This window comes from Pseudomonas sp. RHF3.3-3 (genome assembly GCF_048069595.1).
Classification (GTDB): domain Bacteria; phylum Pseudomonadota; class Gammaproteobacteria; order Pseudomonadales; family Pseudomonadaceae; genus Aquipseudomonas; species Aquipseudomonas fuscovaginae_B.
Genome location: NZ_CP182250.1, coordinates 1,729,564 through 1,755,132 on the forward strand (window position 1 = coordinate 1,729,564; position 25,569 = coordinate 1,755,132).

General features: G+C 62.2%; 30 protein-coding genes. 14 read left to right on the forward strand and 16 right to left on the reverse strand.

The features are described from left to right. Positions 1 to 133 precede the first annotated feature (133 nt). The 7 genes from ACMGT0_RS07840 (at position 134) to recX (ending at position 5,629) form a co-directional block, all read left to right on the forward strand. Positions 134 to 1,762 carry a hypothetical protein gene (locus ACMGT0_RS07840; RefSeq protein ID WP_416772090.1) on the forward strand — a complete coding sequence of 543 codons (1,629 nt, stop codon included), beginning with the start codon at positions 134 to 136 and terminating at the stop codon, positions 1,760 to 1,762. An 8-nt stretch (positions 1,763 to 1,770) separates the two neighbouring features. Beyond that, positions 1,771 to 2,052: a hypothetical protein gene (locus ACMGT0_RS07845; RefSeq protein WP_054056819.1), complete on the forward strand. Its 282-nt coding sequence runs from the start codon at positions 1,771 to 1,773 to the stop codon at positions 2,050 to 2,052. 96 nt (positions 2,053 to 2,148) lie between these two features. Further along, positions 2,149 to 2,712 (forward strand): glycoside hydrolase family 19 protein, encoded by a 564-nt coding sequence (locus ACMGT0_RS07850; RefSeq protein ID WP_054056820.1) that lies wholly within the window; start codon positions 2,149 to 2,151, stop codon positions 2,710 to 2,712. A gap of 255 nt (positions 2,713 to 2,967) precedes the next feature. After that, entirely contained in the window at positions 2,968 to 3,183 is a 216-nt protein-coding gene (rz1, locus tag ACMGT0_RS07855) for a lysis system o-spanin lipoprotein Rz1 (RefSeq protein ID WP_026145515.1), read from the forward strand. A 292-nt stretch (positions 3,184 to 3,475) separates the two neighbouring features. Further along, positions 3,476 to 4,006 carry a CinA family protein gene (locus ACMGT0_RS07860; RefSeq protein ID WP_416772093.1) on the forward strand — a complete coding sequence of 177 codons (531 nt, stop codon included), beginning with the start codon at positions 3,476 to 3,478 and terminating at the stop codon, positions 4,004 to 4,006. A gap of 85 nt (positions 4,007 to 4,091) precedes the next feature. Next, positions 4,092 to 5,153: a recombinase RecA gene (gene recA, locus ACMGT0_RS07865; RefSeq protein WP_054060989.1), complete on the forward strand. Its 1,062-nt coding sequence runs from the start codon at positions 4,092 to 4,094 to the stop codon at positions 5,151 to 5,153. 8 nt (positions 5,154 to 5,161) lie between these two features. Further along, a complete protein-coding gene (recX, locus tag ACMGT0_RS07870) occupies positions 5,162 to 5,629 on the forward strand; it encodes a recombination regulator RecX (RefSeq protein ID WP_416772095.1) in 468 nt (155 codons plus the stop codon). Here the strand turns inward: recX and ACMGT0_RS07875 are convergent, their stop codons facing one another. Beyond that, positions 5,630 to 6,748: an LOG family protein gene (locus ACMGT0_RS07875; RefSeq protein WP_416772097.1), complete on the reverse strand. Its 1,119-nt coding sequence runs from the start codon at positions 6,746 to 6,748 to the stop codon at positions 5,630 to 5,632. Positions 6,749 to 7,039: 291 nt separating this feature from the next. Here ACMGT0_RS07875 and ACMGT0_RS07880 point away from each other — a divergent pair, with 291 nt between their 5' ends. After that, positions 7,040 to 7,234 carry a hypothetical protein gene (locus ACMGT0_RS07880; RefSeq protein WP_054060992.1) on the forward strand — a complete coding sequence of 65 codons (195 nt, stop codon included), beginning with the start codon at positions 7,040 to 7,042 and terminating at the stop codon, positions 7,232 to 7,234. Here ACMGT0_RS07880 and ACMGT0_RS07885 read toward each other — a convergent pair whose 3' ends face one another. Further along, positions 7,235 to 7,660, reverse strand: a complete 426-nt coding sequence (locus ACMGT0_RS07885; protein WP_416772100.1) for a PA3611 family quorum-sensing-regulated virulence factor — start codon at positions 7,658 to 7,660, stop codon at positions 7,235 to 7,237. It abuts the gene before it with no gap. 230 nt (positions 7,661 to 7,890) lie between these two features. On the opposite strand from ACMGT0_RS07885, the gene ACMGT0_RS07890 reads away from it, so the two are divergent. Continuing rightward, positions 7,891 to 8,610 carry a tRNA-uridine aminocarboxypropyltransferase gene (locus tag ACMGT0_RS07890; protein WP_054061782.1) on the forward strand — a complete coding sequence of 240 codons (720 nt, stop codon included), beginning with the start codon at positions 7,891 to 7,893 and terminating at the stop codon, positions 8,608 to 8,610. Here ACMGT0_RS07890 and ACMGT0_RS07895 read toward each other — a convergent pair. After that, positions 8,585 to 9,487, reverse strand: a complete 903-nt coding sequence (locus ACMGT0_RS07895) for a DMT family transporter (protein WP_054060995.1) — start codon at positions 9,485 to 9,487, stop codon at positions 8,585 to 8,587. The two genes, ACMGT0_RS07890 and ACMGT0_RS07895, sit on opposite strands and share 26 nt — an antisense overlap. Positions 9,488 to 9,728: 241 nt before the next feature. On the opposite strand from ACMGT0_RS07895, the gene erdR reads away from it, so the two are divergent. Then, positions 9,729 to 10,379: a response regulator transcription factor ErdR gene (erdR, locus tag ACMGT0_RS07900; protein ID WP_054060996.1), complete on the forward strand. Its 651-nt coding sequence runs from the start codon at positions 9,729 to 9,731 to the stop codon at positions 10,377 to 10,379. A gap of 75 nt (positions 10,380 to 10,454) precedes the next feature. Further along, entirely contained in the window at positions 10,455 to 10,820 is a 366-nt protein-coding gene (locus ACMGT0_RS07905; protein ID WP_416772103.1) for a diacylglycerol kinase, read from the forward strand. Here ACMGT0_RS07905 and ACMGT0_RS07910 read toward each other — a convergent pair. Further along, positions 10,817 to 11,743 carry a LysR family transcriptional regulator gene (locus tag ACMGT0_RS07910; RefSeq protein WP_054060998.1) on the reverse strand — a complete coding sequence of 309 codons (927 nt, stop codon included), beginning with the start codon at positions 11,741 to 11,743 and terminating at the stop codon, positions 10,817 to 10,819. The genes ACMGT0_RS07905 and ACMGT0_RS07910 overlap by 4 nt on opposite strands. A 122-nt stretch (positions 11,744 to 11,865) precedes the next feature. Here ACMGT0_RS07910 and fpr point away from each other — a divergent pair, with 122 nt between their 5' ends. Next, positions 11,866 to 12,645 carry a ferredoxin-NADP reductase gene (gene fpr / locus ACMGT0_RS07915; protein WP_016966062.1) on the forward strand — a complete coding sequence of 260 codons (780 nt, stop codon included), beginning with the start codon at positions 11,866 to 11,868 and terminating at the stop codon, positions 12,643 to 12,645. A gap of 116 nt (positions 12,646 to 12,761) precedes the next feature. Here the strand turns inward: fpr and tsaA are convergent, their stop codons facing one another. The 4 genes from tsaA to ACMGT0_RS07935 form a co-directional block, all read right to left on the reverse strand. After that, on the reverse strand, positions 12,762 to 13,457 hold the full coding sequence (tsaA, locus tag ACMGT0_RS07920; protein ID WP_416772105.1) for a tRNA (N6-threonylcarbamoyladenosine(37)-N6)-methyltransferase TrmO: 696 nt from the start codon (positions 13,455 to 13,457) through the stop codon (positions 12,762 to 12,764). Positions 13,458 to 13,468: 11 nt separating this feature from the next. Further along, complete coding sequence (locus tag ACMGT0_RS07925) at positions 13,469 to 15,082, reverse strand: NAD(P)/FAD-dependent oxidoreductase (protein ID WP_416772107.1); 1,614 nt, start codon at positions 15,080 to 15,082, stop codon at positions 13,469 to 13,471. A gap of 108 nt (positions 15,083 to 15,190) precedes the next feature. Then, complete coding sequence (locus tag ACMGT0_RS07930) at positions 15,191 to 15,865, reverse strand: COG3650 family protein (protein ID WP_416772109.1); 675 nt, start codon at positions 15,863 to 15,865, stop codon at positions 15,191 to 15,193. A gap of 69 nt (positions 15,866 to 15,934) precedes the next feature. After that, positions 15,935 to 16,534: a short chain dehydrogenase gene (locus ACMGT0_RS07935; protein ID WP_416772111.1), complete on the reverse strand. Its 600-nt coding sequence runs from the start codon at positions 16,532 to 16,534 to the stop codon at positions 15,935 to 15,937. Between the two features lie 106 nt (positions 16,535 to 16,640). Here ACMGT0_RS07935 and ACMGT0_RS07940 point away from each other — a divergent pair, with 106 nt between their 5' ends. Beyond that, complete coding sequence (locus tag ACMGT0_RS07940) at positions 16,641 to 17,555, forward strand: LysR family transcriptional regulator (RefSeq protein WP_416772113.1); 915 nt, start codon at positions 16,641 to 16,643, stop codon at positions 17,553 to 17,555. Here ACMGT0_RS07940 and ACMGT0_RS07945 read toward each other — a convergent pair whose 3' ends face one another. The 8 genes from ACMGT0_RS07945 to ACMGT0_RS07980 form a co-directional block, all read right to left on the reverse strand. Beyond that, positions 17,556 to 18,317, reverse strand: coding sequence for a DNA-binding domain-containing protein (locus ACMGT0_RS07945; protein WP_416772115.1), 762 nt, complete (start codon positions 18,315 to 18,317; stop codon positions 17,556 to 17,558). After that, on the reverse strand, positions 18,314 to 19,198 hold the full coding sequence (locus ACMGT0_RS07950; protein WP_416772117.1) for a DUF692 domain-containing protein: 885 nt from the start codon (positions 19,196 to 19,198) through the stop codon (positions 18,314 to 18,316). Before ACMGT0_RS07950 ends, ACMGT0_RS07945 begins: the two co-directional genes overlap by 4 nt. Before the next feature lie 8 nt (positions 19,199 to 19,206). Then, entirely contained in the window at positions 19,207 to 19,512 is a 306-nt protein-coding gene (locus tag ACMGT0_RS07955; RefSeq protein ID WP_054061778.1) for a DUF2282 domain-containing protein, read from the reverse strand. A gap of 166 nt (positions 19,513 to 19,678) precedes the next feature. Further along, entirely contained in the window at positions 19,679 to 20,380 is a 702-nt protein-coding gene (locus tag ACMGT0_RS07960; RefSeq protein ID WP_054061007.1) for an ABC transporter ATP-binding protein, read from the reverse strand. Next, positions 20,381 to 21,148 (reverse strand): high-affinity branched-chain amino acid ABC transporter ATP-binding protein LivG, encoded by a 768-nt coding sequence (gene livG / locus ACMGT0_RS07965; protein ID WP_054061008.1) that lies wholly within the window; start codon positions 21,146 to 21,148, stop codon positions 20,381 to 20,383. Next, positions 21,145 to 22,398 (reverse strand): high-affinity branched-chain amino acid ABC transporter permease LivM, encoded by a 1,254-nt coding sequence (locus ACMGT0_RS07970; protein ID WP_054061777.1) that lies wholly within the window; start codon positions 22,396 to 22,398, stop codon positions 21,145 to 21,147. Before ACMGT0_RS07970 ends, livG begins: the two co-directional genes overlap by 4 nt. Then, entirely contained in the window at positions 22,395 to 23,318 is a 924-nt protein-coding gene (livH, locus tag ACMGT0_RS07975) for a high-affinity branched-chain amino acid ABC transporter permease LivH (RefSeq protein WP_054061010.1), read from the reverse strand. Before livH ends, ACMGT0_RS07970 begins: the two co-directional genes overlap by 4 nt. 228 nt (positions 23,319 to 23,546) lie before the next feature. Then, entirely contained in the window at positions 23,547 to 24,665 is a 1,119-nt protein-coding gene (locus ACMGT0_RS07980; protein WP_054061011.1) for a branched-chain amino acid ABC transporter substrate-binding protein, read from the reverse strand. 349 nt (positions 24,666 to 25,014) lie between these two features. Here ACMGT0_RS07980 and ACMGT0_RS07985 point away from each other — a divergent pair, with 349 nt between their 5' ends. After that, positions 25,015 to 25,320 (forward strand): DUF2288 domain-containing protein, encoded by a 306-nt coding sequence (locus ACMGT0_RS07985; protein WP_054061013.1) that lies wholly within the window; start codon positions 25,015 to 25,017, stop codon positions 25,318 to 25,320. Positions 25,321 to 25,569: the final 249 nt, after the last annotated feature.

Sequence of the window (25,569 nt, forward strand, 5' to 3'; positions counted from 1 at the left end):
TACTGAGTGACTATCTGATGAACGAGTACAACTGGCCACGAGCCGGTATTTTTTTCTCGGGCAGAAATGCCCGAGATAGCGCACCTTTTATTAAGCGGAGGGTGCATATCAATGATGGTTAGAGGAGATGTAAATGGATTATCCAAAAAGTGTTCCCGGTGTCGGGCTGGTCAACGGGAAGTTTGTCGATGACAATCCCCTGACGGGTGCCCCTGGATCCTTGATACCTTCCGAATGGGGAAACGGCGTTACAGATGAAATTCTCGGCGTTATCAAGGGGGCTGGCATCAATCCTGATGAGTTCACGCTCACTCAACTGCTTGATGCCATTCGTATCATCAACCAGGATGATTCTAGTCGGTATGGCATCGATACCGGTGTTGCGAATGCGTATGCGGTTAGTTATTCGCGTACTTTGGCACAACTGATTGATGGAATGGTGCTGCGCTTCAAGGCCAAGACTGCCAACACGACGGCAAGTACCTTCAGCCCCAATGGTTTTTCTCCAGCGCCAATCTGGAGCAGGAAGCATGCTGCACTTACCGGTGGTGAGATCGTCGCCAACGGGAATGTGACGTTGGTCTGGAACTCTTCCCTGAACGTAACCGGTGCCTGGGTTTTGTTGCAGAGCTCCGGTGGGGCGGATCAGCTACCGGCGGGCAGTTACGGTACCACAGCCGCTTTTGGTGACAGCTCGACGATGATGGCAACCACCGAGTATGCCCAATTGCTGGCTGGTTCCATGCTGAGCAAGAACGTCACTGGAGGTTCAACCGTTACGCTGACAGCGGTTGAAGGGCGTTATCCCATCATCACGCTCACGGGGGCGCTGACCGCGAACATTGATCTGGTCGTACCTTCCGCCAGCAAATCCTGGATCCTGGCGAACAACACGTCGGGCTCCTTCAGTGTGACAGTCAGGACCTCGTCTGGTGCGGGTGTTGTTGTGGCACCTGATGTGGCCTTGCTGTTGTATTGCAATGGGGTAAGTGTATTTCAGGCCAACGCCTCGGACGTGGCAGCCAAACAGATTTTCCCGGTTTCGGCCGTGGTCAGTTCCAATGCCCTGACCCTGTCGCTCAACCCAACGGCCCTGGACTTCAGGTCGCCCATGTTGATGAGCGGTGACGTGAATTCCAGGTCGGTGGTTTCCAGCATTTCGCTGGTGGTACCTGCGGGGGCAACCTTGGGTACCGTTGCTGCACAAGCAAGCCGCCTGGCGATAATCGCAATTGATAACCTTGGGGTTGTCGAACTTGCGGTTGTCAATATGTCGGGGGGGATTAACCTCGATGAGGGAACCTTGATCAATACCTCGTCGATGGGCCCCGGTGCTAATTCTGCGGGAGTTGTCTACTCTGCGGTTGCACGTACGGGCGTACCCTTCAGGGTCGTTGGATATGTTGATCTTTCCCAGGCAGCAGCGGGCACATGGGCCACGGCGCCAACACTTGTCCAAGGACTTGGGGGCGGGGCAAGCAATAGCTTTTCCTACACCCAGACTTGGAGGAACCTGTTGAGCAGTCGGGCTTATGGTGTCAATTATACCAACACCAGTGGTCGGCCGATCATGGTTGCCATTTCCAATGCTGCGCAGTTTAGTCAGCTTAGCGCTACTGTTGGGGGGGTCAATGTGGGAACTTCCAATAGCTATTATCCAAATTCGGGAGGGCCGTGCTCGTTCATTTCGTTTATCGTGCCTCCTGGTGCTATTTATTCAGCTACAGGCAACGGGCTCAGTCAGTGGACTGAGCTTAGATAGGAGGTGATATGAAGTATTTTATTGATAGGACCGACGGAAAGGTTTTTGCATATGAGGCAGATGGTTCTCAGGATGATTTCATTGATCCTGCACTTGAGCCGATTACAGAGGATGCTTTCAAGGCTTGGCAGTCCACAAGTGATGATCCTAGAGATGAGGTCATTCGGGAAATCGTAGAGCTGGAGCAGCAGGTTACTCCGCGTAGAGTGCGTGAGGCATTGCTTTCCGAAGACAAGAGCTTTATCCGGGGAGTTGATGATAGGATCGAGCAGTTGAGATTGAAATTGTAATCTCAAGTGTTGTTATCGCTGATTTTTGCTTTATCACTCCTTGCATATATTGAGTTTATTTGTAAGGAAGCCAATGTCTGTAAGAGATAGGCATAAATGGTTATCACTGAGCTACAACTATTACGCATCATGCCCAACGCCGGCCCCAAAGCCGGCGTTTTCGTACCCGCTCTCAACACCGCCATGTCCCGGCACGGTATCACCACCCCCAGGCGCATCGCCGCCTTCCTGGCCCAGATCGGCCATGAGTCCGCGCAACTGCGTTACGTGCGTGAGCTGGGCAGTGACCAGTACCTGAGCAAGTACGACACAGGCGCCCTGGCCCTGCGCCTGGGCAACACCCCGGACGCCGACGGCGATGGCCAGCGCTATCGCGGTCGCGGGCTGATTCAGGTCACCGGTCGCAGCAACTACCGTCAATGTAGCCTCGCGCTGTTCGGCGACGAGCGTCTGCTGCAACAACCGGAACTCCTGGAGCAGCCACAATGGGCCGCCGAGTCGGCAGCCTGGTTCTGGGAGCAGCAAGGGTTGAACGGGTTGGCCGACGCCGACCAGTTCAACAGCATCACCCGCAGGATCAACGGCGGCCTCAACGGCCTCGATGACCGCCTGCAACTCTGGGCACGGGCGAGGGCGGTGCTATGCGCCTCCTCGACCTGATCCCGGCGCCTTACCGTCTGTTCGCTGTCGTCGTGCTGCTGGCCCTGGTGGCCGGTGGTTCGGCGGCACTGGCCTGGCGGATTCAAGGCTTGCGTTACGGCCTGCAACTGGAGCATCAGGCCCGGTTGCAGGCCAATGCGCTGCAACAGATTTCCCTGGCTGCGGCGACGCAACAGCGTGCCGAACAGGACAAGCGCCTGGCCCTGGAGCAGCAGCTCCAGGCCAGTGACCAAACCCACTCCAAGGAGTTGAACGATGTGCAACAGGATCAGGCTCGCCTGCGTGATCGCCTGGCTACTGCCGATCTGCGGCTGTCAGTCCTCCTCGACCGCAGCGACCCCGCCAGCGGCTGTGCGTTGCCTGCCACCACCGCCACCGGCGGCGTGGTTCATGCAGCCCCACGCGCCCGACTTGACCCGGCGCATGCTCAACGAATTGTCGCCATCACCGACGACGGCGACCGCGCCCTGATCGCCCTGCAGGCTTGCCAGGCGTATGCCGGGAAGGTTTCGCGCTGACATTCGGATGCAAAGTGCGTCTTGAAAGCCCGATTGGCTCGTGTAGGGTGTTTATTTCGCGGCGCCGGCGACAGGTTTTTGCGGGCGATTGCCGGTTTGTGGGTAAGGCTTGCGGCCGCTTTCGCGGGCAAGCCCGGCTCCTACAAGAGCTGGGTTGTACGCAGCATGGGGGTTCGACGCGAATCCTGTAGGAGCCGGGCTTGCCCGCGAGAGGGCCAGATGAGCCTCTCTCGAATCAGGAGAGGATGCGGTTTATCTTTGGACAGGAGAGCAACGTGGACGACATCACCCGGCTTGCCGGCGAACTTGGCAAGCGCCTGCAGACCCTCAAGGCCCAGGTCACCACCGCCGAGTCCTGCACCGGCGGCGGCATCGCCGAGGCGATCACGCGGATTCCCGGCAGCTCGGCCTGGTTCGAGGGCGGCTATGTGACCTACTCCAACCAGCAGAAGACCCGTCAGTTGCAGGTGCCAGAGGCATTGTTCGGCCAGGTCGGCGCGGTCAGCCGCGAGGTGGTCGAGGCCATGGTCCGTGGCGCCCGGGCCCACAGTGGGGCGCGTTTCGCCGTGGCGGTCAGCGGCGTCGCCGGGCCGGATGGCGGTTCCGCCGAGAAACCGGTGGGCACCGTCTGGCTGGCCTGGGGCGTCGGCGATGAACTGACCACCGAGCGCCGCCAGTTCCCCGGCGACCGTGATGCGGTGCGTCGGCAGACGGTGCAGGCCGCCCTGGAAGGGCTGTTGCGACGGGCGGAAGCAGAAATCGCAAATCAGGGGTAGGCGAGTCGCCAAGGCTGTGGAATAATACTGTCTACTTATACAGGTGTTGGCCGTCACAGGCCTTATTGATTACGTGAGGACTTTAATGGACGACAACAAGAAGAAAGCCTTGGCTGCGGCCTTGGGTCAGATCGAACGTCAATTCGGCAAGGGTGCCGTGATGCGTATGGGCGATCATGAGCGCCAGGCTATTCCTTCGATCTCCACCGGTTCCCTGGGCCTGGACATCGCCCTGGGTATCGGCGGCCTGCCGAAAGGCCGGATCATCGAGATCTACGGTCCGGAATCCTCGGGTAAGACCACCCTGACGCTTTCCGTTATCGCCCAGGCCCAGAAAGCTGGCGCCACCTGCGCCTTCGTCGACGCCGAACACGCCCTGGATCCGGAATACGCCGGCAAGCTGGGTGTGAACGTCGACGACCTGCTGGTTTCCCAGCCGGACACCGGCGAACAGGCCCTGGAAATCACCGACATGCTGGTGCGCTCCAACGCGGTTGACGTGATCATCGTCGACTCCGTGGCGGCCCTGGTACCCAAGGCCGAGATCGAAGGCGAGATGGGTGACATGCACGTGGGCCTGCAGGCTCGCCTGATGTCCCAGGCGCTGCGCAAGATCACCGGCAACATCAAGAACGCCAACTGCCTGGTCATCTTCATCAACCAGATCCGCATGAAGATCGGTGTGATGTTCGGTAGCCCGGAAACCACCACCGGTGGTAATGCGCTGAAGTTCTACGCTTCGGTTCGCCTGGACATCCGCCGTACCGGCGCGGTGAAGGAAGGCGACGAAGTGGTGGGCAGCGAAACCCGCGTCAAGGTCGTGAAGAACAAGGTGGCTTCGCCGTTCCGTCAGGCCGAGTTCCAGATCCTGTACGGCAAGGGCATCTACCTCAATGGCGAGATGATCGACCTGGGCGTGCTGAACGGCTTCGTCGAGAAGTCCGGTGCCTGGTACAGCTACAACGGCAGCAAGATCGGTCAGGGCAAGGCCAACGCGGCCAAGTTCCTGGCAGAGAACCCGGACGTCGCTGCGGCGCTGGAGAAGCAACTGCGTGACAAGCTGCTGAACACCAATGCTCCTGCGGACTTCAAAGGCAGTGCCACTGCCGACGAAACCGAAGACGATCTGGCTGACGCCGATATCTGAGTGAGCCGATGAGCGCCGTACTGGATACCCCGGTCGCCGTACGGCGTGCTGCAATGGACCTGCTCGCGCGCCGCGAGCACGGTCGAGTCGAGCTGACGCGCAAGTTGCGTCAGCGCGGCGCCCCGCCTGAAATGATCGACAGCGAACTTGACCGCCTGACGGACGAGGGGTTGCTGTCCGAATCCCGTTACCTCGAAAGCTTCGTTTCCTACCGTGCCCGTTCCGGCTATGGACCCCTGCGCATTCGCGACGAGTTGAGCCAGCGTGGCCTGCAGCGTTCCGATATCGAGCTGGCCTTGCGTGAAAGTGGCCTCGACTGGCAGGCGCAACTGGAAGAAACCTGGCGGCGCAAGTTCGCCGGGCGTTTGCCGGCCGATGCCCGCGAGCGTGCCCAGCAGGGCCGCTTCCTCAGTTACCGGGGTTATTCCATGGACATGATCGGCCGCCTGTTGAGCGGCCGAGGGCTGGATGACTGATCAGGTCGCCTTGATCGGTTCCCTTACGCGCGGCTGCGCGGTCACCGCCGGCTTGCTCCAGTTTTCCGGCTGGTTGATGAAGTCCACCAGTTCCCGCAAGCGTCCCTGATCCCGTGCCGTAAAGTGAAACGCCAGCCGTGACAGATGGCTGAATTGTGCTTCGTCGTGTTCCTGGCCCGCATAGCCATGCTGATGGAAACCCCCACTGACACACAGGTCGGCGAACAATTCGTCGAGTCGGGCCAGGGCCTGCTCGTTGAGCGGATGATTCATGCGGATCACGAACTGGTTCTTCAGCCAGCGGCTGGAGTGGAAGTTGCTGTAGAACTGGTTGATTTCCGCCACCGCCTCGTCGGCGCTGTACACCAGGCGGGCCAGCTTCAGGTCGTTGGGCAGGATGTAGCGGTTGGCTTCCAGCTGGTTGCGGATGAAGTCGATGGCGCTCTGCCAGAAGGTCCCGCCGGGTGTATCCAGCAATACCACAGGTACCAGCGGGCTCTTGCCGGTCTGGATCAGCGTCAGCACCTCCAGGGCTTCGTCGAGAGTACCGAAACCGCCCGGGCACAGCACCAGCGCGTTGGCTTCCTTGACGAAGAACAGCTTGCGGGTGAAGAAGAAGTGGAAGGACAGCAGGTTGACGGTACCGTCGACGGTCGGGTTGGCATGCTGTTCGAAGGGCAGGGTGATATTGAAGCCGAGGCTGTGCTCCAGGCCGGCACCGGCGTGGGCAGCGGCCATGATGCCACCGCCGGCACCGGTGATGACCATCAGGTCGGATTTGGCCAGGGCGGCACCCAGCTCACGGGCCTGGGCATACAGCGGATGTTCGATGGGCGTGCGGGCGGAGCCGAACACGGTGACCTTGCGGCGGCCCTTGAACTGGTCGAGCACGCGGAAGGCGTTCTCCAGTTCGCGCAGGGCCTGCAGGACGATCTTGGCGTTCCAGCGGTTGCGGTCGTCCTGGGCCATGCGCAGGACGGTCAGCATCATGTCGCGATAGAGCGGAAGGTTGGGGCTGTCGGGGGCAATCTGTTGGAGTTGTTCTTCGACCTGTTTCGTCAGGTCGACACCGTTGTTCTGGAAATGACGGGACAGCAAGTCATTCGGTTCGTAGGGCATGTAATGTCTCCTTCTGCACGGAACCTCTGGCGCGGCCGAAATCGTCGCCGGCGCCGCGACACTGCATGTGTCGCTGTACATCCAGTCTGATGCCTGTGCATGACAACTGGCGAATTGATCATGGGCCCAGCAGGCCTTGTCGGCAACCGCTTGTTGTTTCATTGCGGATGATTTGTGCCGCTCGTCAGAAGCACTGCCTCGGGGGCGCGGCTCTGATTTACTTAACCTCGGGTCGAGCGGAAACGTCGCATCGGGGTTGGCCGGTTCGGGTGCGGCGCACGGAGGCGGGTAATGGAGAGAGTGACACTGGAAGTCGATACCGAGTTGTATCAGCTGTTAAGAATGGCCGCGCAGGCCAATCACCTCAGCCTCGAGGAGGAATGCCTGCGGCGCCTGGAGGGCGCTGACCGGCGTTCGCGTTACCTGCAGGCCCTGGTGGCGGAACTGCGCGCCGATGATGAACAGCGGCGCCAGGCCCGGCAGTAATTACTTCTTCTTCGCCGGTGGTTCTTTCGGGCAGTCGCTCTCCACGAAGCGGACCGAGGCGACGGGGCGATTGCTCTTATTCTCGGTGAATTCGTAGCGCATGATCGCGCCCTGGGCCATCAGCTTGCGGTAGTTGACGTTGCGGCAGACGCTCGCACCCATTTGCAGGTAGACCACCTTGGGGTTGTCACGCATGCTCTGGGCGTAGTCGGACTGCACGCTCAGGTGGTCGATCAGTTGATTGTCCTCGACCGTGTAGGCAACTTCCAGGATGTGCTCGTTGATCTCGCGAGGCAGGGTTTCGTTGCTCTTCTGCGCGACGTCCTTGAGCATCTTGTTCAGTTCGAAATCCTTCAGCGATGCCGCCTGGGCACTGAAAGGCAACGCCAGCAAAAGGGCGATGGACGGTACGGTAAGGCGCAGCATGCAACTCTCCTGGTTCGGTAACTGGTGCTTCGACCCATTGTCGGGCTGTGCGTTCAGTGGTCGCGAAGTATAGAGGGCCGTTGTCGGACCTACTAGCTCGCTGCTGAAGGAAAATGCCGAGATCAAGCCGCGCAAACCCGTTGGCGGCCTCTGTTAGACTGCGCGGACTTTTCACCGCTGTGAGCCGTACTCCTCGTGTCCAATCCTTCCTGCCGCCAGCGTGGCCCCCTATGAGCCACGCTGTTTCCCGTCTGCGCGCCGAGCGCCTGGCCCGCGCGAAAGCGCCATTCACTGCCCGCGGCTCGCGAGCCGAGCGTTGTGAACGGTGTCGTGTGATCCCCCAATACTGCCTGTGTGGCTGGCTTGCGCGGGTACCGGCACGCTCGGCGATCTGCCTGCTGATGCATGACGTGGAACCGATGAAACCGAGCAATACTGGCTGGCTGATCGCCGACGTGCTGGCTGATACCACCGCCTTCAGTTGGTCGCGTACCGAAGTCGACCCGCAATTGCTGGCGCTGCTGGACGATCCGCAATGGCAGCCGTTCATTGTGTTTCCCGGCGAATTCGTCGCCCCGCAGCGGGTGGTGACCGAGGTACAGCCGGTGGAGGGCAAACGGCCGCTGTTCATCCTGCTGGATGCGACCTGGACCGAGGCACGCAAGATGTTTCGCAAGAGCCCGTACCTGGAGCGTTTCCCGGTGCTGAGTCTGGAATCGGAACAACTGTCACGCTACAAGCTGCGCCGCTCCAAGCGTGACGATCACTTCTGCACGGCGGAGGTCGGCGCCCTGTGCCTGGAACTGGCCGGCGATACCCGCGCTGGCGAGGCGGTGAGCGCCTTGCTGGAGGTCTTCACCACCCATTACCTGGGCGCCAAGTTCCAACTGCCGATCGATTTCGACGACGAAGCCCACCGGCGACTCAGGCCTTTTCTCCCGGCGCCGTAGCCGTTGCCTGCGGCCACAGTTGGGCGACCAGCATGCCGGCCAGCATGAGGGCGCAGCCGATATAGCCGCGCAGGTGCAGCGACTCGTTGAGCAGCCAGGCCCCGGCGATGGCGGCGAATACCGCCTCCAGCGAGAAGATGATGGCGGCATGGGAAGCGATCGCGTCCTTCTGGGCGATGACCTGCAGGGTGTAGCCGATGGCGACCGCGACGACGCCACCATAAAGAATCGCCGGGCCGGCCGCGACGATGGCCGGCCAGTGGATCGGCTCCAGGCACAGGGCCAGCACCAGGCTGGCCACGGCGCAGGTGGCGAACTGCAGGAAGGCCAGGCGGATCACGTCGTGGCGCCTGGCGAACACCCCCACCAGAATCACGTGCCCGCCCCAGACGAAGGCGCCGATCAGTTGCAGCCAGTCTCCCGGCGACACCTGGAACTGCTCGCCGACGCTCAGCAGGAACATGCCGACCACTGCGAGCAGCGCTCCCAGCCAGGTACCGATACCGGTCTTGTGGCCGATGAACAGTCCCAGCAGCGGCACTACAATCACATAGAGGCCGGTGATGAAACCGGCGTTGGTCACGGTGGTGAACAGCAGGCCGACCTGCTGCAGGTTGATGCCCAGTGCCAGGGCCAGGCCCATGAGCATGCCGCCGAGCAACAGGCCGCGGGTGAGAAACGGCTCGGGCCGGATCTGCTGGGGAGGGCGGCGCAAAACCAGCGGCAGCAGGCACAGCGAGCCGAGGGCGAAACGCAGGCCGGAATAGAGGAAGGGGCCGACATGTTCCATGCCCGAGGTTTGCGCGACGAAGCCGGAGCCCCAGATCATGGCGGTCAACAGCATCAGGATATCGGCACGCAGGGCTTGGCTTCGCATAAGGGCACTCTTGTCAGATAGCCGGTGACTTTGCCGTAAAGCATCGAACTTGACCACCCCGCCCGTGCTGGGCATGCTTGGCGCCGATTCGGGTGCGGCAGAATGTTCGAACGCCGGTTCCTCCGGGCCCCAGGCGTATCACGTGCCCTTTGACGCATGGCCTTCTCAGGCCGTCGCTTCGAGATGCCTCGGCGTGTATCGATCCGATCGATGCCGCCTAGAAAACAGGATCATTTGAAAAATGACCACATACGAAATCCTGATCGCCGATGACCATCCTCTCTTTCGCAGCGCACTGCGCCAGGCCTTGACCCTCGGGCTCGGCCCCGAGGTGCGGCTGGTGGAGGTGGCGAGCATCGCCGAGCTGGAAACCCGCCTGACCGAGAAAGCCGACTGGGACCTGGTCCTGCTGGACCTGAACATGCCCGGCGCCTATGGCTTCTCCGGCCTGGTGCTGCTGCGTGGCCAATACCCGCAGATTCCGGTGGTGATGGTTTCGGCCCAGGAGGAAGCCGCGGTGGTAGTGCGTTCCCGAGAGTTCGGTGCCAGCGGTTTCATCCCCAAGTCCAGTTCCCTGGAGGTGATTCAGCAGGCCGTGCGCAATGTGCTCGACGGCGAAGTCTGGTGGCCGCCCCAGGCGTTCGAGGCGGTCAGCGTTTCCGATGAGGCCAAGGCCGCCAGTGCCGGCCTGTCGAGCCTGACGCCCCAGCAGTTCCGGGTGTTGACCATGGTTTGCGAAGGCCTGCTGAATAAACAGATCGCCTATGAGCTGAGTGTGTCCGAGGCGACCATCAAGGCTCATGTGACGGCGATCTTCCGCAAGCTGGGGGTGCGTACCCGAACTCAGGCGGCGTTGCTCCTGCAACAACTTGAGTCAATTTCGAGCCAGTAAAAACGCCTGTTATTCACGCTTTTTTGACTTTGGTTGAACTAGCTTTCCCACACCATTTTGCTCAGTTGCCTACCTATGTCGTCGCCTTTTAAAGGTCAAACCGGTTTAAAACGTATCCTCAACGCGTCGGGATATTCCATGGATGGCCTGCGTGCCGCCTTCACCGGTGAGGCGGCGTTCCGCCAACTGGTGTTGTTGAACGTGATCCTGATCCCGGTGGCGTTCTTCCTCAACGTCAGCCGGGTCGAGCGTGCTTTGCTGATTGCCGTGTGCCTGCTGGCGCTGATCGTCGAGTTGCTCAACTCGGCGGTGGAGGCGGCCATCGACCGCATTTCCCTCGACCGTCACCCCCTGTCGAAAAACGCCAAGGACATGGGCAGCGCCGCGCAGTTCGTGGCCCTGAGCATGATCGCCCTGGTCTGGGCGGTGATCCTGCTCTAGACCAGGCTCGGCAGCACGATCTCATCGCTGCGGCGTACGCCGGCGGTGAGGTTGCGGCACAGCTCCAGGAATTCGCGCATTGCCGAGGTCTGGTACTTCTGTTTATGCCAGATGAAGTAGAACTGCCGCGCCAAGTCCAGTTCCGGGGTTTCCACGGCCACCAGGCTGCCGCGGCGGAAGGCATCGCGTAGCGCCAGGCGCGAGATGCAGCCGATGCCCAGCCCCGATTCCACCGCACGCTTGATCGCTTCGGTGTGTTCCAGCTCCAGGCGCACATTCAGTGAGCTGCGGTGATGACGCATAGCCTGGTCGAAGGTCAGCCGGGTGCCCGAGCCCTGTTCGCGCAGGATCCAGGCTTCACGGGTCAGTTCCTCCAGGCTCGCCTGGCCGCGTCGGGCCAATTGATGCTGCGGAGCACAGAACACCACCAGTTCATCCTCGACCCAGCTCTGCACCTCGATATCGGGGTGGCTGCAGTCGCCTTCGATCAGACCCAGATCAATTTCATAGTGCGCCACCTGCTGCACAATGTTCGCCGTGTTCTGCACATGCAGTTTCACCTGGCTCTCCGGGTGCAACTGCATGAAGCTGCCGATCAGCAGGGTCGCCAGGTAGTTGCCGATGGTCAGGGTCGCGCCGACGGCCAGGGAGCCGAAGCCGGACTTGCCGTTGAGCAGGTCCTCGATTTCCTTGGCCTGGTCGAGCAGGGCCACGGCCTGGGGCAGCAGTTGCTTGCCCAGGGCATTGAGGCTCAGGCGCTTGCCGGCGCGATCGAACAGTTGGCAGCTCGATTGCCGTTCCAGTTCGGTGATCGAGGTGCTCGCGGCGGACTGGGAAAGCGCGAGCAGGCCGGCGGCCCGTGATACGCTTTCCTGCTGGGCGACGGCGACGAATACTTGAAGTTGACGGAGAGTAAATCGCATATCTATATAACCGATAACCCTTATCTTGATAATTCATTTAACAGATATTGTCGCCGCCATTAGAATGCTATGCAATTGCGCTCATTGATAGCGCAGGCCAAATCTCCAGGAGCCCTATCCCAATGAGCAACATGAATCACGAGCGTGTCCTCAGTGTTCACCACTGGAACGACACTCTGTTCAGCTTCAAGTGCACCCGCGATCCGGGCCTGCGCTTCGAAAACGGTCAGTTCGTGATGATCGGGCTGCAGCAGCCCAACGGCCGGCCGCTGATGCGCGCCTACTCGATCGCCAGCCCGAACTGGGAAGAACATCTCGAATTCTTCAGCATCAAGGTGCCGGATGGTCCGCTGACCTCGCAACTGCAGCACCTGAAGGAAGGCGATGAGATCATCATCAGCAAGAAGCCTACCGGTACCCTGGTGCTCGACGACCTGAAGCCGGGCAAGCACCTGTACCTGCTGAGCACCGGCACTGGCCTGGCGCCATTCATGAGCGTGATCCAGGATCCGGAAACCTACGAGCGTTTCGAGAAAGTGATCCTCTGCCACGGCGTGCGTTACGTCAACGAAGTCGCCTACCGCGAATTCATCACCGAGCACCTGCCGCAGAACGAATTCTTCGGCGAGGCGCTGCGTGAGAAGCTGATCTACTACCCCACCGTGACCCGCGAGCCGTTCGAGAACGAAGGTCGCCTGACCGACCTGATGCGCAGCGGCAAGCTGTTCCGCGACATCGGCCTGCCACCGATCAACCCGCAGGACGACCGCGCCATGCTGTGCGGCAGCCCGAGCATGCTCGAAGAGACCAGCGAAGTGCTCAACAGCTTCGGCCTGACCGTTTCGCCGCGTATGCGCGAGCCGGGTGACTACCTGATCGAGCGCGCTTTCGTCGAGAAGTAAGGTCCGTTTCGGACCTGTGGCAGCCGGCTTGCCGGCGATAGCGTCCGCAAGCCGGCTTCACAGAAAAAAGCCCGCGTTGCCGAAAGGCAGCGCGGGCTTTTTCGTTTCTGGCGTTTCTACTCGGCGGGCACGACTTCCAGCACGCGGATCACGCCCGCCTGCGGGTAGTGCCAGCGCACATCCAGGTCCCAGAACTGCGCGCCGTATTCCCGCTCGGGCGTGGGGGTCTGGTACGCCGGACGCGGGTCCTGGGCCAGGCACTGTTCGATCAGCTCGATCAGTGGCTCGCCCAGGCGCCGGGCGTGCGCCTGGGCCTGGTGCAGGGCGCTGTCCGCCCACTGCACGGGAATCAGCTGCGGCGCCGCGCTGGCGATGTCGTTGACGGCCGTGGCAACGCTGTCGGCATAGGGCACGTAGGGCTTGATGTCGAGAATCGGCGTGCCGTCCAGCAGGTCGATACCGGAGATCCACAGCCGATGGCCTTCGACCTTGTCCAGCCGCACCACCGACTGGCCGATACCGTTCGGCCGGTGCGTCGCCCGGGTGGCGAACACACCGATGGACTTGTTGCCGCCCAGGCGTGGCGGCCGCACCTTGAGCCGCGGCTTGGCCTCCAGGGCCTGGTGGAACAGGAACAGCAGCCAGACATGGCTGACCTGTTCCAGGCCTTGTACCGCATCGCCCTGGTCGAACGGTGCCAGCAGTTCCAGAACGCCGCGTGCCGCCGGCGCCAGTTGTGGCTGGCGCGGGATGGCGAATTTCTCCTTGAAACAGGAGCGCACGAAACCGATCGGCGAGACGCTGTAGCTCATCGCGGCAGGCCTCAGGCCTCGATCCCGAGGATATTGCGCGCCACCGCTTCGGCGATGCGGATACCGTCGACGCCGGCCGAGAGAATGCCGCCGGCATAACCGGCGCCTTCACCGGCCGGGAACAGGCCCTTGACGTTCAGGCTCTGCATCGACGCGTCGCGGGTAATGCGCAGCGGCGACGAGGTGCGGGTTTCGATCCCGGTCAGTACCGCATCGTGCAGCGAGTAGCCCTTGATCTGCCGCTCGAAGGCCGGCAGGGCCTCGCGGATGGCTTCGATGGCGAAGTCCGGCAGCGCCAGGGCCAGGTCGCCGAGGGCCACGCCCGGCTTGTAGGACGGCTCGACGCTGCCCAGGGCGGTCGACGGCTTGCCGGCGATGAAGTCGCCGACCAGTTGCGCCGGAGCCTCGTAGTTGCTGCCGCCGAGCACGAAGGCGTGGGACTCCAGGCGCTCCTGCAGCTCGATACCGGCCAGCGGGCCGCCCGGGTAGTCGACTTCGGGGGTGATGCCGACGACGATGCCGGAGTTGGCGTTGCGCTCGTTACGCGAATACTGGCTCATGCCGTTGGTCACCACCCGGTTCGGCTCGGAGGTGGCGGCGACCACGGTGCCGCCCGGACACATGCAGAAACTGTAGACCGAACGGCCGTTGCTGGCATGGTGCACCAGCTTGTAGTCGGCGGCGCCGAGTTTCGGGTGGCCGGCATACTTGCCCAGGCGGGCGCTGTCGATCAGCGACTGCGGGTGCTCGATGCGGAAACCGATGGAAAACGGCTTGGCCTCCATGAACACGCCGCGGCTGTGCAGCATGCGGAAGGTGTCGCGGGCGCTGTGGCCCAGGGCCAGGACCACGTGGCGCGAATGCAGCTGTTCACCGCTGTCGAGCACCACGCCGGTCAGTTGGCCGCCATCGAGCAGCAGGTCGGTGACCCGCTGCTGGAAGCGTACTTCGCCGCCCAGAGCCTCGATTTCCTTGCGCATGTTCTCGACCATGCCGGTCAGGCGGAAGGTACCGATGTGCGGCTTGCTGACGTAGAGAATCTCTTCCGGCGCGCCGGCCTTGACGAACTCCTGCAGAACCTTGCGGCCGTGGTGGTGCGGGTCCTTGATCTGGCTGTAGAGCTTGCCGTCGGAGAAGGTCCCGGCACCGCCCTCGCCGAACTGTACGTTGGACTCGGGGTTGAGCACGCTCTTGCGCCACAGGCCCCAGGTATCCTTGGTGCGCTGGCGCACTTCCTTGCCGCGTTCGAGAATGATCGGCTTGAAGCCCATCTGCGCCAGCAGCAGGCCGGCGAAGATGCCGCAGGGGCCGAAACCGACCACGATCGGCCGCTCACGCAGGTCGGTCGGCGCCTGGCCGACCACCTTGTAGCTGACATCCGGCGCCGGACCGACATTGTGGTCGTCGGCGAACTGCTTCAGCAGGGCTTCTTCGTTGCGCACCGCCAGGTCGATGGTGTAGATGAACAGCAGTTCGGACGACTTCTTGCGGGCGTCGTAGCTGCGCTTGAACACGGTGAAGTCCAGCAGGTCAGCGCTGGCGATGCCCAGGCGCTGGACGATGGCCGAGCGCAGGTCTTCATCGGGATGGTCGAGCGGCAGCTTGAGTTCGGTGATTCGTAACATGACAGGGTCCAGTATGCGGCCACGCGGGCGCGCCGGCTTTACAACAAACCGGAGATTATAAGCCCCAACGGCGGTTTTCCGTGAGGCTTGAATGACTGCTGGTCCGAATCAGTCGTTGCGGGCACCGCCGAACGTGGCGCAGCCGCGCTGCACCTGGCCGTTGATGCGCAATTCGGCGCTGAGGTGGCGGACACTGCCGGTGGTGCTGTCGACGCAGCGCTGCGGTGCCACCCACAGCTCGATGTGCTGGTTGTTGGCTTCGGTGCTCAGGCTGAAGCGCCCGTCACCCAATTGCTCTTCCAGGTAGGGCAGGACCAGGGGCGGCTGCTTGTCGCGCTCGAGGATCATGCCCTTGCCGCTGGCCTTGAACGACCAGTCCGGGCCATGGCCGCTGGCGATCACGGTCTGGCGCCGGAAGTCGAGGTCGGCGCAGCCGCCGGTATCGCGTTCCAGACGGTAGAGTTGCTGCAGGTTCAACTGGCCGTCGGAGCCGTCGGCCTTGCTCGACGAGAAGCTGCCGCGCAGGTCGACGAACAGTTTGCCGGGCTTGCCGGCGAAGGTCGCGGCTTGCTGGGCGATGCTGGTGTTGCCGCTGTCGTTGACGATGAAGCGGCGTTGTTCCTGGCAGGGCTGGAACAGCAGCTTGCCATCGACACTGCTCAGTTCGCCCTGCATGCGGTTCAGTCCGGCCGTGGGGTGCGGGCCGCTGGGGGCGAGCATCTGGCAACCGGCGGCGAACAGGGGCAGGGCGAAAATCATCAAGGAACGGGCGGCACGCATCATCGGGTCTCCTGGCAAGTGCCGCCACGTTACCCAGCCTGGACCCGCATCACAAGCCTTGTGGGAACCGGCTCAACCGACGCGGTAGGTCTGGCCGGTCTGCAGGCCTTCCACGCTCTTGGCGTAGGCCAGCGCCACGTCCACCGCCGCTACCGGCTTGAAGCCACGGAAGTAGGGCGCGTACTCGTCCATCGCCTCGACCAGCACGGTCGGGCTCACCGAGTTGATCCGCAGACCCCGCGGCAATTCGATCGCCGCCGCCTTGACGAAGCTGTCGATGGCGCCGTTGACCAGGCTGGCCGAGGCGCCGAAGCGGATCGGGTCATGACTGAGGACGCCGGTGGTCAGGGTGAACGAGGCGCCGTCACTGGCGTATGCGCTGCCGATCCGCACCAGGTTGACCTGGCCCATCAGCTTGTCCTGCAGGCCCACCGCGAAATCCTCTTCGGTCAGTTCGGCCAGCGGGGCGAACCTGACGTTGCCGGCGGCACAGACCAAGGCATCGAACTTGCCGGTCTGTTCGAACAATTGACGAATCGAGGCGCTGTCGCTGATGTCCACGTGCAGGTCGCCGCTGGTGCGGCCGATGCTGATTATCTCGTGTCGCTGGATTAGTTCCTTTTTGATGGCCGAACCGATGGTGCCGCTGGCACCAATCAAGAGAATTTTCATCCTGCGCTTGCTCCTGTGGGGGGATTGAACATTCAGTCTAGGCTGGATTTTTCCCCGGATAAGCGTGCTAATAGGCAACCTTTGGTTTTATTCTGGAAACAATCCCGTGAGCGAAATGGATGACCTGGCAGCCTTTGCCGTGCTGGTCGAAGCGGGCAGCTTCACGCTGGCCGCCGAGCAACTGGGGTGCAGCAAGGGGCAGTTGTCCAAGCGCATCAGCCACCTGGAAACACAGTTCGCGGTGCAACTGCTGCACCGCACCACCCGGCGCCTGAGTCTCACCGCCGCCGGAGCGGCCCTGCTGCCCCAGGCCCAGGTACTGGTGGTGCAGGTGCAACGGGCGCGCCAGGCGCTGGCCCGGCTCAAGGACGATATCGCCGGCCCGGTGCGCATGACGGTGCCGGTGTCCCTGGGCGAAACCTTTTTCGATGGACTGCTGCTGGAGTTCTCGCGCAATTACCCCGATATCCAGATCGAGCTGGACCTGAGCAACAGCTTCCGCGACCTGGTGCGCGAGGGCTTTGACCTGGCGATTCGCACCGAGACTGGCCGCGATGAGCGACTGGTGGCCCGGCCGCTGTTGGTGATCAACGAACTGACCTGTGCCAGTCCGGCCTACCTCGAGGCCCATGGTGAGCCGCAGACGCCCCAGGAGCTTGCCAACCATCGTTGCCTGCTCAACAGCCACTACAGTGGGCGCGAGGAGTGGCAATACCATCGCCAGCATGAACTGCTGCGGGTGCGGGTGGGTGGCACGTTTGCCAGCAACCACTACAGCCTGCTGAAGAAGGCCGCGCTGGCCGGTGCCGGTATCGCCCGGCTGCCGTCCTACGCGCTGGCCGCAGAGCTGGCAGACGGGCGTTTGCGCTGGCTGTTGCGCGACTATCACACCCGCGACATGCCGGCGTACCTGGTGCATCCCTACCAGGGCGGGCTGCCGCGGCGCACCCAGGTGCTGGCCGACTACCTGATCGGTTGGTTCAAGCGCAGCAGCGAGGCACTGGAGCGGCTTGAGCTGTAGTCATGCCGCTTGCAGCCGGGTAATGGCGCCGTAGCGAATCAGCAGGCCCAGCGTCTGGGCCGGATCGAATTCGGGGTCGGCTTCATGGGCGTGGGTCATGGCGCTTTCCAGCGCTTGTTCATTGAGCAGGCCCTGGATGAAGACCCGGCTGCCACGGTCGAGCCTGAACACCTCGACCTGCCAGTTGCAACGCAGTACCAGTGCCGCTTCACCCCGGCTCGGGTCGATCTGCTCCAACCGGCCTTCGCCCTGGTGCGCCAGCCAGATCGACAGCGTCGCGTAGGGTGACTCCAGCACCGCGACGCTGGGGTGCAGGCCGACCAGCAGGCGGCCCAGCGACTCCGGTGCCGTCAGGTGCAGGCCGATCTGTTCCGGGCTCAAGGGCGTGGCATCGGCGGCGTGATAGGCGTTGATCCGCAGGCGCTCCAGGCACGCGACGTCGGCCAGGTACGGCACGCTGGCCGCTGGCGCGAAGCCGCGGATGAACGTGGCGAACTCCCGACCGTAGTCGTTGAGGATCGGGCTGCGGGGCGGGTGCTGCCGGACATGCACGGCGGCCATGGCCCGGAAGAACTCGTCGCCGACCAGTGCCCGGACCACCGGGTAACTGTCGGCCAGGGCGTTGATCAGCGAGCTCTGGACATTGTTGCGGTACACCGCGAAACGGCTGGCCGGATCGGCACCGTTGCGGCTGTGCAGGCCGGGCGGGCACGGCTGTTGCGGGTCGAGCAATGCCGCGCTGAAGCGGTCCAGGTCACTCATCGACGTACCTCGACACCATCGAGCAGGGCCTGGGCTCGTGCCGCTTCAACGAGCAATTCGCTGAAGGCCGGGACGCGGTTGTCGCGCTCGATCAGGGTCGGCAGCGCCCCGGTCCTGGCCAGCACCTGCTGGTAAAGGGCCCAGACCGCCGAATCGATGGGCGCGCGGTGATCGTCGATCAACAGACGGTCGCCGAGGCTGTCACGGTCCTCGGCGAAGCCGGCCAGGTGAATCTCGCCGACGGCTCGCAACGGCAGGGCCCCGATGTAGGCCAGTGCATCGCGTTGATGGTTGACGCAGGAGACATACACGTTGTTCACGTCCAGCAGCAGGCCGCAGCCGGTGCGGCGAATGATCTCGCCGATGAAGTCCGTCTCGTCCAGGGTCGAGCGCTGGAATTGCAGGTAGGTCGCCGGGTTTTCCAGCAGCATCGGGCGTTTCAGGGTGTTCTGCACCAGGTCGACATGTTCGCAGACCCGTTGCAGGGTGGCCGGGTCGTAGGCCAGTGGCAGCAGGTCGTTGAGAAACACCGGGCCGTGTCCCGACCAGGCCAGGTGTTCGGAAAACGACTGTGGCTGGTAGCGCTCGATCAGCCTGGCCAGGCGCTGGAGGTGTTGCCGGTCCAGCGGGCCTTCGCCGCCGATGGACAGGCCGACCCCGTGCAGCGACAACGGATAGTCTTCGCGAATCCGCCCCAGGTAATGGTGGAACGGGCCGCCGGCGACCATGTAGTTCTCGGCATGCACCTCGAAGAAGCCGAGGTCGGGGCGGCTGTCGAGGACCACCTGGAAGTGCTCGCTCTTGAGCCCCAGCCCGACCCTGGATGGGAGCGGGTGGGCGCGGGCGCAATCAATGGGCGCGGATTGCGCTGACGGCGGCATTGCGCGTGTCAGCCTTTTTCGGTGAAGGCCTGCAGTTGGCCGAAACCGGTCGGCGAGGTGCTGCTGGCGGTTTTCTCGCAGGTGCCCTTGGGCACCAGTTTCCAGGCGCTGCCCTGGTTGTCCTGGGTCGAGGTACCGGCACAGCTGGTACCGGCGCCGGCGGCGCAGTCGTTCTGGCCCTTGGCGGCGACACCGAAGCATTTCTCGGTGTCCCCGGCGTGGGCGGTCATCGGCAGTGCGGCGATGCTCAGGGCGGAGCCCAGGGTCAGGGCGAGGGTGGCGGCGGACAGCGTACGGCTGGTGGCGTTGCTCATGGTCGATCTCCAATTGAAGAGGGCGCCTTCCTGTCTGGTGTGGGCAGCGAGGGTAGGCGGGGTGCGGCCAACATAATCGATTATGGGCGGCGAGGGTACGGACACGATGTTCCGGGCAAAGAAAAGCCCCGACAGAACGGGGCCTTCTCGTTGCACGGCAGTGGAATCAACCGCCCAGGTACGCTTCGCGGACTTTCGGGTCGGTCAGCAGGTCATTGCCGCTGCCTTCCATCACCACCCGGCCGTTCTCCAGCACGTAGGCGCGATCGGCGATCTTCAGCGCCTGGTTGGCGTTCTGCTCCACCAGGAACACCGTCACTCCGTCCTTGCGCAGTTGTTCGATGATATCGAAGATCTGCTGGATGATGATCGGTGCCAGACCCAGCGACGGCTCGTCGAGCAGCAGCAGCTTGGGCTTGCTCATCAGCGCCCGGCCGATGGCGAGCATCTGCTGTTCGCCGCCGGACATGGTGCCGCCGCGCTGGCTGAAGCGCTCCTTGAGCCGTGGGAACAGTTCCAGGACCTTGTCCATCTGCTCCTGGTAATCGCCCTTGTCGGTGAAGAAACCGCCCATGGCGAGGTTTTCCTCCACGGTCAGGCGCGAGAACACACGGCGGCCTTCCGGCACCACCGCGATGCTCTTGCGCATGATCTGCGAGGACTCCTGCCCCACCAGCTCTTCGCCCATGTAGCGAATGCTGCCGCTGTGGGCCCGCGGCGAACCGCAGAGGGTCATCAGCAGGGTCGACTTGCCTGCGCCGTTGGCGCCGATCAGGGTGACGATCTCGCCCTGGCGGACTTCCACGTTGACGCTGTGCAGGGCCTGGATCTTGCCGTAGAAGGTGGAAACGTTTTCGAACTGCAGCATTTACGCTTCCCCCAGGTAGGCTTTGATCACATCGGGATTGTCGCGGATCTGTTGTGGTGTGCCATCGGCCAGCGGCGTGCCCTGGTTGATCACGACGATATGGTCGGAAATGCTCATGACCAGTTTCATGTCGTGCTCGATCAGCAGCACGGTGACGCCGTGTTCCTCGCGCAGCACGCTGATCAGCGCCTTGAGGTCGTCGGTTTCCTTGGGGTTCAGGCCGGCCGCCGGTTCGTCGAGCATGAGGATCCGTGGACGGGTCATCATGCAGCGGGCGATTTCCAGGCGACGCTGCTGACCATAGGCCAGGGTGCCGGCCGGGCGGTTGGCGAATTCGGTCAGGTTGACCTTGTCCAGCCAGTACGCGGCGTATTCCATGGCTTCCCTTTCGCTCTTGCGGAACGACGGGGTCTTGAACAGACCGGCCAGGAAGTTGGTGTTCAGGTGACGGTGCTGGGCGATCAGCAGGTTTTCCACGGCGGTCATGTCCTTGAACAGACGCACGTTCTGGAAGGTCCGCACCACGCCCTTGCGGGCGATCTCGTGGCCGGCCAGGCCCTGGATCGGCTGGCCGTCGAGGATGATGCTTCCGGCGCTGGGCTTGTAGAAGCCGGTCAGGCAGTTGAACACCGTGGTCTTGCCGGCACCGTTGGGGCCGATCAGTGCCACGACCTGTTTCTCTTTCACGGTCAGGGCCACGCCGTTGACCGCCAGCAGGCCGCCGAAGCGCATGCTCAAGTTTTCGACTTTCAGGATCTCGCGGCTCATTTGCGCAGCTCCATGTGTGGACGTTGCATCGGCAGCAGACCCTGTGGACGCCAGATCATCATCAGCACCATCATGGCGCCGAACATCAACATGCGGTAATCGCTGAATTCACGCATCAGCTCCGGCAGCAGGATCATCACGATCGCTGCGAGAATCACCCCCAGTTGCGAGCCCATGCCGCCGAGCACGACGATGGCGAGGATGATCGCCGATTCGATGAAGGTGAACGACTCCGGGGTCACCAGGCCCTGGCGGGCGGCGAAGAAGCTGCCGGCGAAACCGGCGAAGCAGGCACCCAGGGTGAATGCCGAGAGCTTGATCACGGTGGGGTTCAGGCCCAGGGCGCGGCAGGCGATCTCGTCTTCACGCAGGGCTTCCCAGGCGCGGCCGATCGGCATGCGCAGCAGGCGGTTGATCACGAACAGCGCGAACAGCGCCAGCAGCAGGGCGACCAGGTACAGGAAGACCACCTTGCTCACCGGGTTGTAGGCCAGCCCGAAGAACTCGTGGAAGGTCTTCACACCCTCGGCGGCACTGCGCTCGAAGCTCAGGCCGAAGAAGGTCGGCTTGGGGATGTTGCTGATGCCGTTCGGGCCGCCGGTGAGGTCGGTGAGGTTGCGCAGGAACAGCCGGATGATCTCGCCGAAGCCGAGGGTCACGATGGCCAGGTAGTCACCGCGCAGGCGCAGCACCGGGAAACCGAGCAGGAAGCCGAAGGTCGCGGCCATCAGGCCGGCGACCGGCAGGCACAGCCAGAAGCTCCAGCCGAAGTAGTGCGACAGCAGCGCGTAGCTGTAGGCGCCCACCGCGTAGAAGCCGACATAACCCAGGTCGAGCAGGCCGGCCAGGCCCACCACGATGTTCAGGCCCAGGCCCAGCAGCACGTAGATCAGGATCAGGGTGGCGATATCGACCGCCCCCCGCGAGCCGAAGAACGGCCAGATCAGTGCGGCCACGATCAGGCCGATGATGATCCAGCGCTGGGTCCGTGGCAGGGTCAGGAACTGACCGACCTTGGGCGACACCAGCGGGCCACGGGACGACTTGAACATCGTGCTGACCTGCTGGCTGAACAGCACGCGCAGGAACATCAGCACCGAGCAGAGGGCGATGACGGTCAGGGTCAGGGGACCGGTGCCATGCACTTCGAGGTTGATCCCGACGATGCTCAGCTTCAGGCCGAGTACCGGAAAGGCCACGGCCCAGACCAGCAGGGCGCTGAACAGCGCCTGTTTGAGATATCTGTTCATACTTTCTCAACCTCCGGACGGCCCAGGATGCCGGTCGGACGGAACAACAGCACCAGGACCAGAAGACCGAACGCCACCACATCCTTGTACTGGTCGCCGAACACGTCGGCACCAAAGGCTTCGGCCACACCGAGCACCAACCCGCCGAGCATGGCGCCCGGAATGCTGCCGATACCGCCCAGTACTGCGGCGGTAAAGGCCTTCAGGCCCACCAGGAAGCCGGCGTTGGGGTTGATCACCCCGTACTGCATGCTCAGCAGCACGGCGGCGACCGCGGCCAGGGCGGCACCGATGACGAAGGTCAGGGCGATGATGTTGTTGGTGTTGATCCCCAGCAGGTTGGCCATCTTGATGTCTTCGGCGCAGGCACGGCAGGCGCGGCCCAGGCGTGAACGGGAGATGAACAGGGTCAGTCCGGTCATGGCGATCAGGGTGATCACGAAAACCAGGATCTGCATGTAGGAAATCAGGACTTCCTCTGCGCCCCCCGGACCGAAGGAGATGCTCCCCGGGATCAGGTTGGGAATGGACTTGTCCTTGGAGTCCTGGGACAGCAGTACGGTGTTCTGCAGGAAAATCGACATGCCGATGGCGGAAATCAGCGGAATCAGACGGTTGCTGCCGCGCAGTGGGCGGTAGGCAACGCGTTCGATACTGTAGCCATAGGCACTGGTCACGACGATCGTCGCGATGAACGCGGCGGTCATCAGCAGCGGCAGGGAGTGGATTCCCATCATGGCCAGCCCGGCAAGGACGATGAAGGCCACGTAGGAACCAATCATGTAGACCTCGCCATGGGCGAAGTTGATCATTCCAATGATGCCGTAAACCATTGTGTAGCCAATGGCTATCAAGGCATAGGTGCTGCCAATGGTCAGGCCATTAACCAGCTGTTGGAAGAAGTGATAGATCTCAGGCATTACAGCGCTCCTAAAAACCCGATACGCATTTCACTGGTGGAGTCATGTTCCGGCTCGTCGGGCGTGGTCTGTCGCCACGTTGGCACGAGCGTTTGCCAGCGAACCGCTGGTGACGGTTTTAAGATTTTCAGGTGAGCCAGCTCCCGGATCGCGGGTGTCAGGCCCATAAACCTCGTAAAACAAAGCCCACTGTGCAAACAGTGGGCTTGTTGACCTGTCAGGCCTGAGTTACTGAGGGGATACTTCGGTCTTCGGCTTGCCGAAGTGCCATTCGTAGACCACGAACTTGAAGTTCTTCAGGTCGCCCTTCTCGTCGAAGGACAGCTCGCCAGTCGGGGTCTTGAAGGTCCCGGCGTGGATAGCGGCAGCCACCTTGGCGGTGTCTTCGCTCTTGGCGTTCTTGATGCCGTCGGCGATCAGTTCGACAGCAGAGTAGGCCGGGAATACGAACGGACCGCTCGGATCCTTGCCGTCAGCCTTGATGGCGTCGACGATGGCCTTGTTCTCCGGGTCGGCATCGAAGGACTTCGGCAGGGTAACCAGCAGGCCTTCGGAAGCGTCCTGGGCGATCTGCGAGATGGAGTCGTTGCCGACGCCTTCCGGACCCATGAACTTGGCGTTCAGGCCTTTTTCCTTGGACTGGCGCAGGATCAGGCCCAGCTCTGGGTGGTAGCCGCCGTAGTAGACGAAGTCGACGTTGTTCTGCTTGAGCTTCTGGATGATCGAGGAGAAGTCCTTGTCACCGGCGTTCAGGCCTTCGAAGACCGCGACTTTCACGCCTTTCTTCTCGAGGGTCTGCTTGACCGCGGTGGCGATGCCTTCACCGTATTGCTGCTTGTCGTGCAGTACGGCAACCACTTTCGGTTTCACGTGGTCGGCGATGTAGTTGCCGGCGGCAGGGCCCTGGGCGCTGTCCAGGCCGATGGTGCGGAACACCAGCTTGTAGCCACGGGCGGTGATTTCAGGGCTGGTGGCCGCCGGGGTGATCATGATCACGCCTTCGTCTTCGTAGATGTCCGAAGCGGGCTGGGTGGAGCTGGAGCAGAGGTGGCCGATGACGAACTTGACACCATCGTTGACGACCTTGTTGGCGACGGCCACGGCCTGTTTCGGATCGCAGGCGTCGTCGTATTCGACCGCTTCGAGTTTCTTGCCATCGACGCCGCCCTTGGCGTTGATGTCCTTGATGGCCTGTTTCGCGCCCGTGAACTGCATGTCACCGTACTGGGTCACAGGGCCGGTCTTGGGGCCGGCGATGCCGATCTTGATGGTGTCTGCAGCGAAAGAATGGCTGGCGATACCGGCCAGAACCATAGCGGCGAACAGTTTGGAAATCTGCTTAGTCATTAGTGCTCCACTCTTGCTGTTGTAATTTTTATAGTCCTGACGCCAGGGCGGCAGAACCGGGTTTTGACAACCCGATTTTACCCGGCAACTGTACCGATACAGTTTAGAGCGCTCGTTTATCGCTTGGATAGCGGGCTGCCGGGGACAAAATCGGGAGATGTCGCTTAAATGAAAGAAAGAGACAGAATAGCGGCAGATGGCCATGCAGATTATTATCTGGATGTTGCTGAGCTTTCACGGCAATCCCTGCAACCCTGATCCTTCTTTCACCCCAACCTTTACATCCGGGTTTTTCTACCTTGAGTCGCGACGTTATGATTGCGCCGATTTTTTCTCAGGTGGAACTCCCATGATTGAAGAACCTAGCACCCTCTATGCCAAGCTGCTTGGTGAAACTGCATCTATCCGCTGGGAGGAGCTGCAACCGTTCTTTGCCCGGGGTGCCCTATTGTGGGTCGAACCGTCGCTGGATCTGATCGCCGCGGCGCAGGCCATGGCCGAGAATCAGACCGAGAAAGTAGCGGATTGGCTGGCCACCGGAGCGTTGGCCAAGGTGTCTGAAACGCGGGCCCAGGATCTTCTCGAGCGTGATCCGAGCCTGTGGGCGGTGGTGGTATCGCCCTGGGTGATGATCCAGGAAAGAGCAACTGGGTAATTCAAGGCACTGTAATGGTGCATATGCGTTATGCGTTTATGGCCTACGAGTGTGTAGGCCAGTAACCGCATGCAGCAGTAATGGCAGTTTGCCCGTGGAGAAAATCCACAGTCCCTGACAGGCATATCGCAGCTTCCCTGCCACGACATCCGATTCTGTAGGGCCCGGCTTGCCGGCTAAGCTTCTGGCGGCCTCAAGGGCCCATTCGCCGGCAAGCCGGGCTCCTACAGGGTGATGGGGGGGCGGTCG

What these genes read in the sequence shown, in the direction of transcription:
- ACMGT0_RS07840 (WP_416772090.1), top strand. Translation starts at nt 134, where the DNA reads ATGGATTATCCAAAAAGTGTTCCCGGTGTCGGGCTGGTCAACGGGAAG.
- ACMGT0_RS07845 (WP_054056819.1), top strand. Translation starts at nt 1,771, where the DNA reads ATGAAGTATTTTATTGATAGGACCGACGGAAAGGTTTTTGCATATGAG.
- ACMGT0_RS07850 (WP_054056820.1), top strand. Translation starts at nt 2,149, where the DNA reads ATGGTTATCACTGAGCTACAACTATTACGCATCATGCCCAACGCCGGC.
- rz1 (WP_026145515.1), top strand. Translation starts at nt 2,968, where the DNA reads ATGTGCAACAGGATCAGGCTCGCCTGCGTGATCGCCTGGCTACTGCCG.
- ACMGT0_RS07860 (WP_416772093.1), top strand. Translation starts at nt 3,476, where the DNA reads ATGCGGTTTATCTTTGGACAGGAGAGCAACGTGGACGACATCACCCGG.
- recA (WP_054060989.1), top strand. Translation starts at nt 4,092, where the DNA reads ATGGACGACAACAAGAAGAAAGCCTTGGCTGCGGCCTTGGGTCAGATC.
- recX (WP_416772095.1), top strand. Translation starts at nt 5,162, where the DNA reads ATGAGCGCCGTACTGGATACCCCGGTCGCCGTACGGCGTGCTGCAATG.
- ACMGT0_RS07875 (WP_416772097.1), bottom strand. Translation starts at nt 6,748, where the DNA reads ATGCCCTACGAACCGAATGACTTGCTGTCCCGTCATTTCCAGAACAAC.
- ACMGT0_RS07880 (WP_054060992.1), top strand. Translation starts at nt 7,040, where the DNA reads ATGGAGAGAGTGACACTGGAAGTCGATACCGAGTTGTATCAGCTGTTA.
- ACMGT0_RS07885 (WP_416772100.1), bottom strand. Translation starts at nt 7,660, where the DNA reads ATGCTGCGCCTTACCGTACCGTCCATCGCCCTTTTGCTGGCGTTGCCT.
- ACMGT0_RS07890 (WP_054061782.1), top strand. Translation starts at nt 7,891, where the DNA reads ATGAGCCACGCTGTTTCCCGTCTGCGCGCCGAGCGCCTGGCCCGCGCG.
- ACMGT0_RS07895 (WP_054060995.1), bottom strand. Translation starts at nt 9,487, where the DNA reads ATGCGAAGCCAAGCCCTGCGTGCCGATATCCTGATGCTGTTGACCGCC.
- erdR (WP_054060996.1), top strand. Translation starts at nt 9,729, where the DNA reads ATGACCACATACGAAATCCTGATCGCCGATGACCATCCTCTCTTTCGC.
- ACMGT0_RS07905 (WP_416772103.1), top strand. Translation starts at nt 10,455, where the DNA reads ATGTCGTCGCCTTTTAAAGGTCAAACCGGTTTAAAACGTATCCTCAAC.
- ACMGT0_RS07910 (WP_054060998.1), bottom strand. Translation starts at nt 11,743, where the DNA reads ATGCGATTTACTCTCCGTCAACTTCAAGTATTCGTCGCCGTCGCCCAG.
- fpr (WP_016966062.1), top strand. Translation starts at nt 11,866, where the DNA reads ATGAGCAACATGAATCACGAGCGTGTCCTCAGTGTTCACCACTGGAAC.
- tsaA (WP_416772105.1), bottom strand. Translation starts at nt 13,457, where the DNA reads ATGAGCTACAGCGTCTCGCCGATCGGTTTCGTGCGCTCCTGTTTCAAG.
- ACMGT0_RS07925 (WP_416772107.1), bottom strand. Translation starts at nt 15,082, where the DNA reads ATGTTACGAATCACCGAACTCAAGCTGCCGCTCGACCATCCCGATGAA.
- ACMGT0_RS07930 (WP_416772109.1), bottom strand. Translation starts at nt 15,865, where the DNA reads ATGATGCGTGCCGCCCGTTCCTTGATGATTTTCGCCCTGCCCCTGTTC.
- ACMGT0_RS07935 (WP_416772111.1), bottom strand. Translation starts at nt 16,534, where the DNA reads ATGAAAATTCTCTTGATTGGTGCCAGCGGCACCATCGGTTCGGCCATC.
- ACMGT0_RS07945 (WP_416772115.1), bottom strand. Translation starts at nt 18,317, where the DNA reads ATGAGTGACCTGGACCGCTTCAGCGCGGCATTGCTCGACCCGCAACAG.
- ACMGT0_RS07950 (WP_416772117.1), bottom strand. Translation starts at nt 19,198, where the DNA reads ATGCCGCCGTCAGCGCAATCCGCGCCCATTGATTGCGCCCGCGCCCAC.
- ACMGT0_RS07955 (WP_054061778.1), bottom strand. Translation starts at nt 19,512, where the DNA reads ATGAGCAACGCCACCAGCCGTACGCTGTCCGCCGCCACCCTCGCCCTG.
- ACMGT0_RS07960 (WP_054061007.1), bottom strand. Translation starts at nt 20,380, where the DNA reads ATGCTGCAGTTCGAAAACGTTTCCACCTTCTACGGCAAGATCCAGGCC.
- livG (WP_054061008.1), bottom strand. Translation starts at nt 21,148, where the DNA reads ATGAGCCGCGAGATCCTGAAAGTCGAAAACTTGAGCATGCGCTTCGGC.
- ACMGT0_RS07970 (WP_054061777.1), bottom strand. Translation starts at nt 22,398, where the DNA reads ATGAACAGATATCTCAAACAGGCGCTGTTCAGCGCCCTGCTGGTCTGG.
- livH (WP_054061010.1), bottom strand. Translation starts at nt 23,318, where the DNA reads ATGCCTGAGATCTATCACTTCTTCCAACAGCTGGTTAATGGCCTGACC.
- ACMGT0_RS07980 (WP_054061011.1), bottom strand. Translation starts at nt 24,665, where the DNA reads ATGACTAAGCAGATTTCCAAACTGTTCGCCGCTATGGTTCTGGCCGGT.
- ACMGT0_RS07985 (WP_054061013.1), top strand. Translation starts at nt 25,015, where the DNA reads ATGATTGAAGAACCTAGCACCCTCTATGCCAAGCTGCTTGGTGAAACT.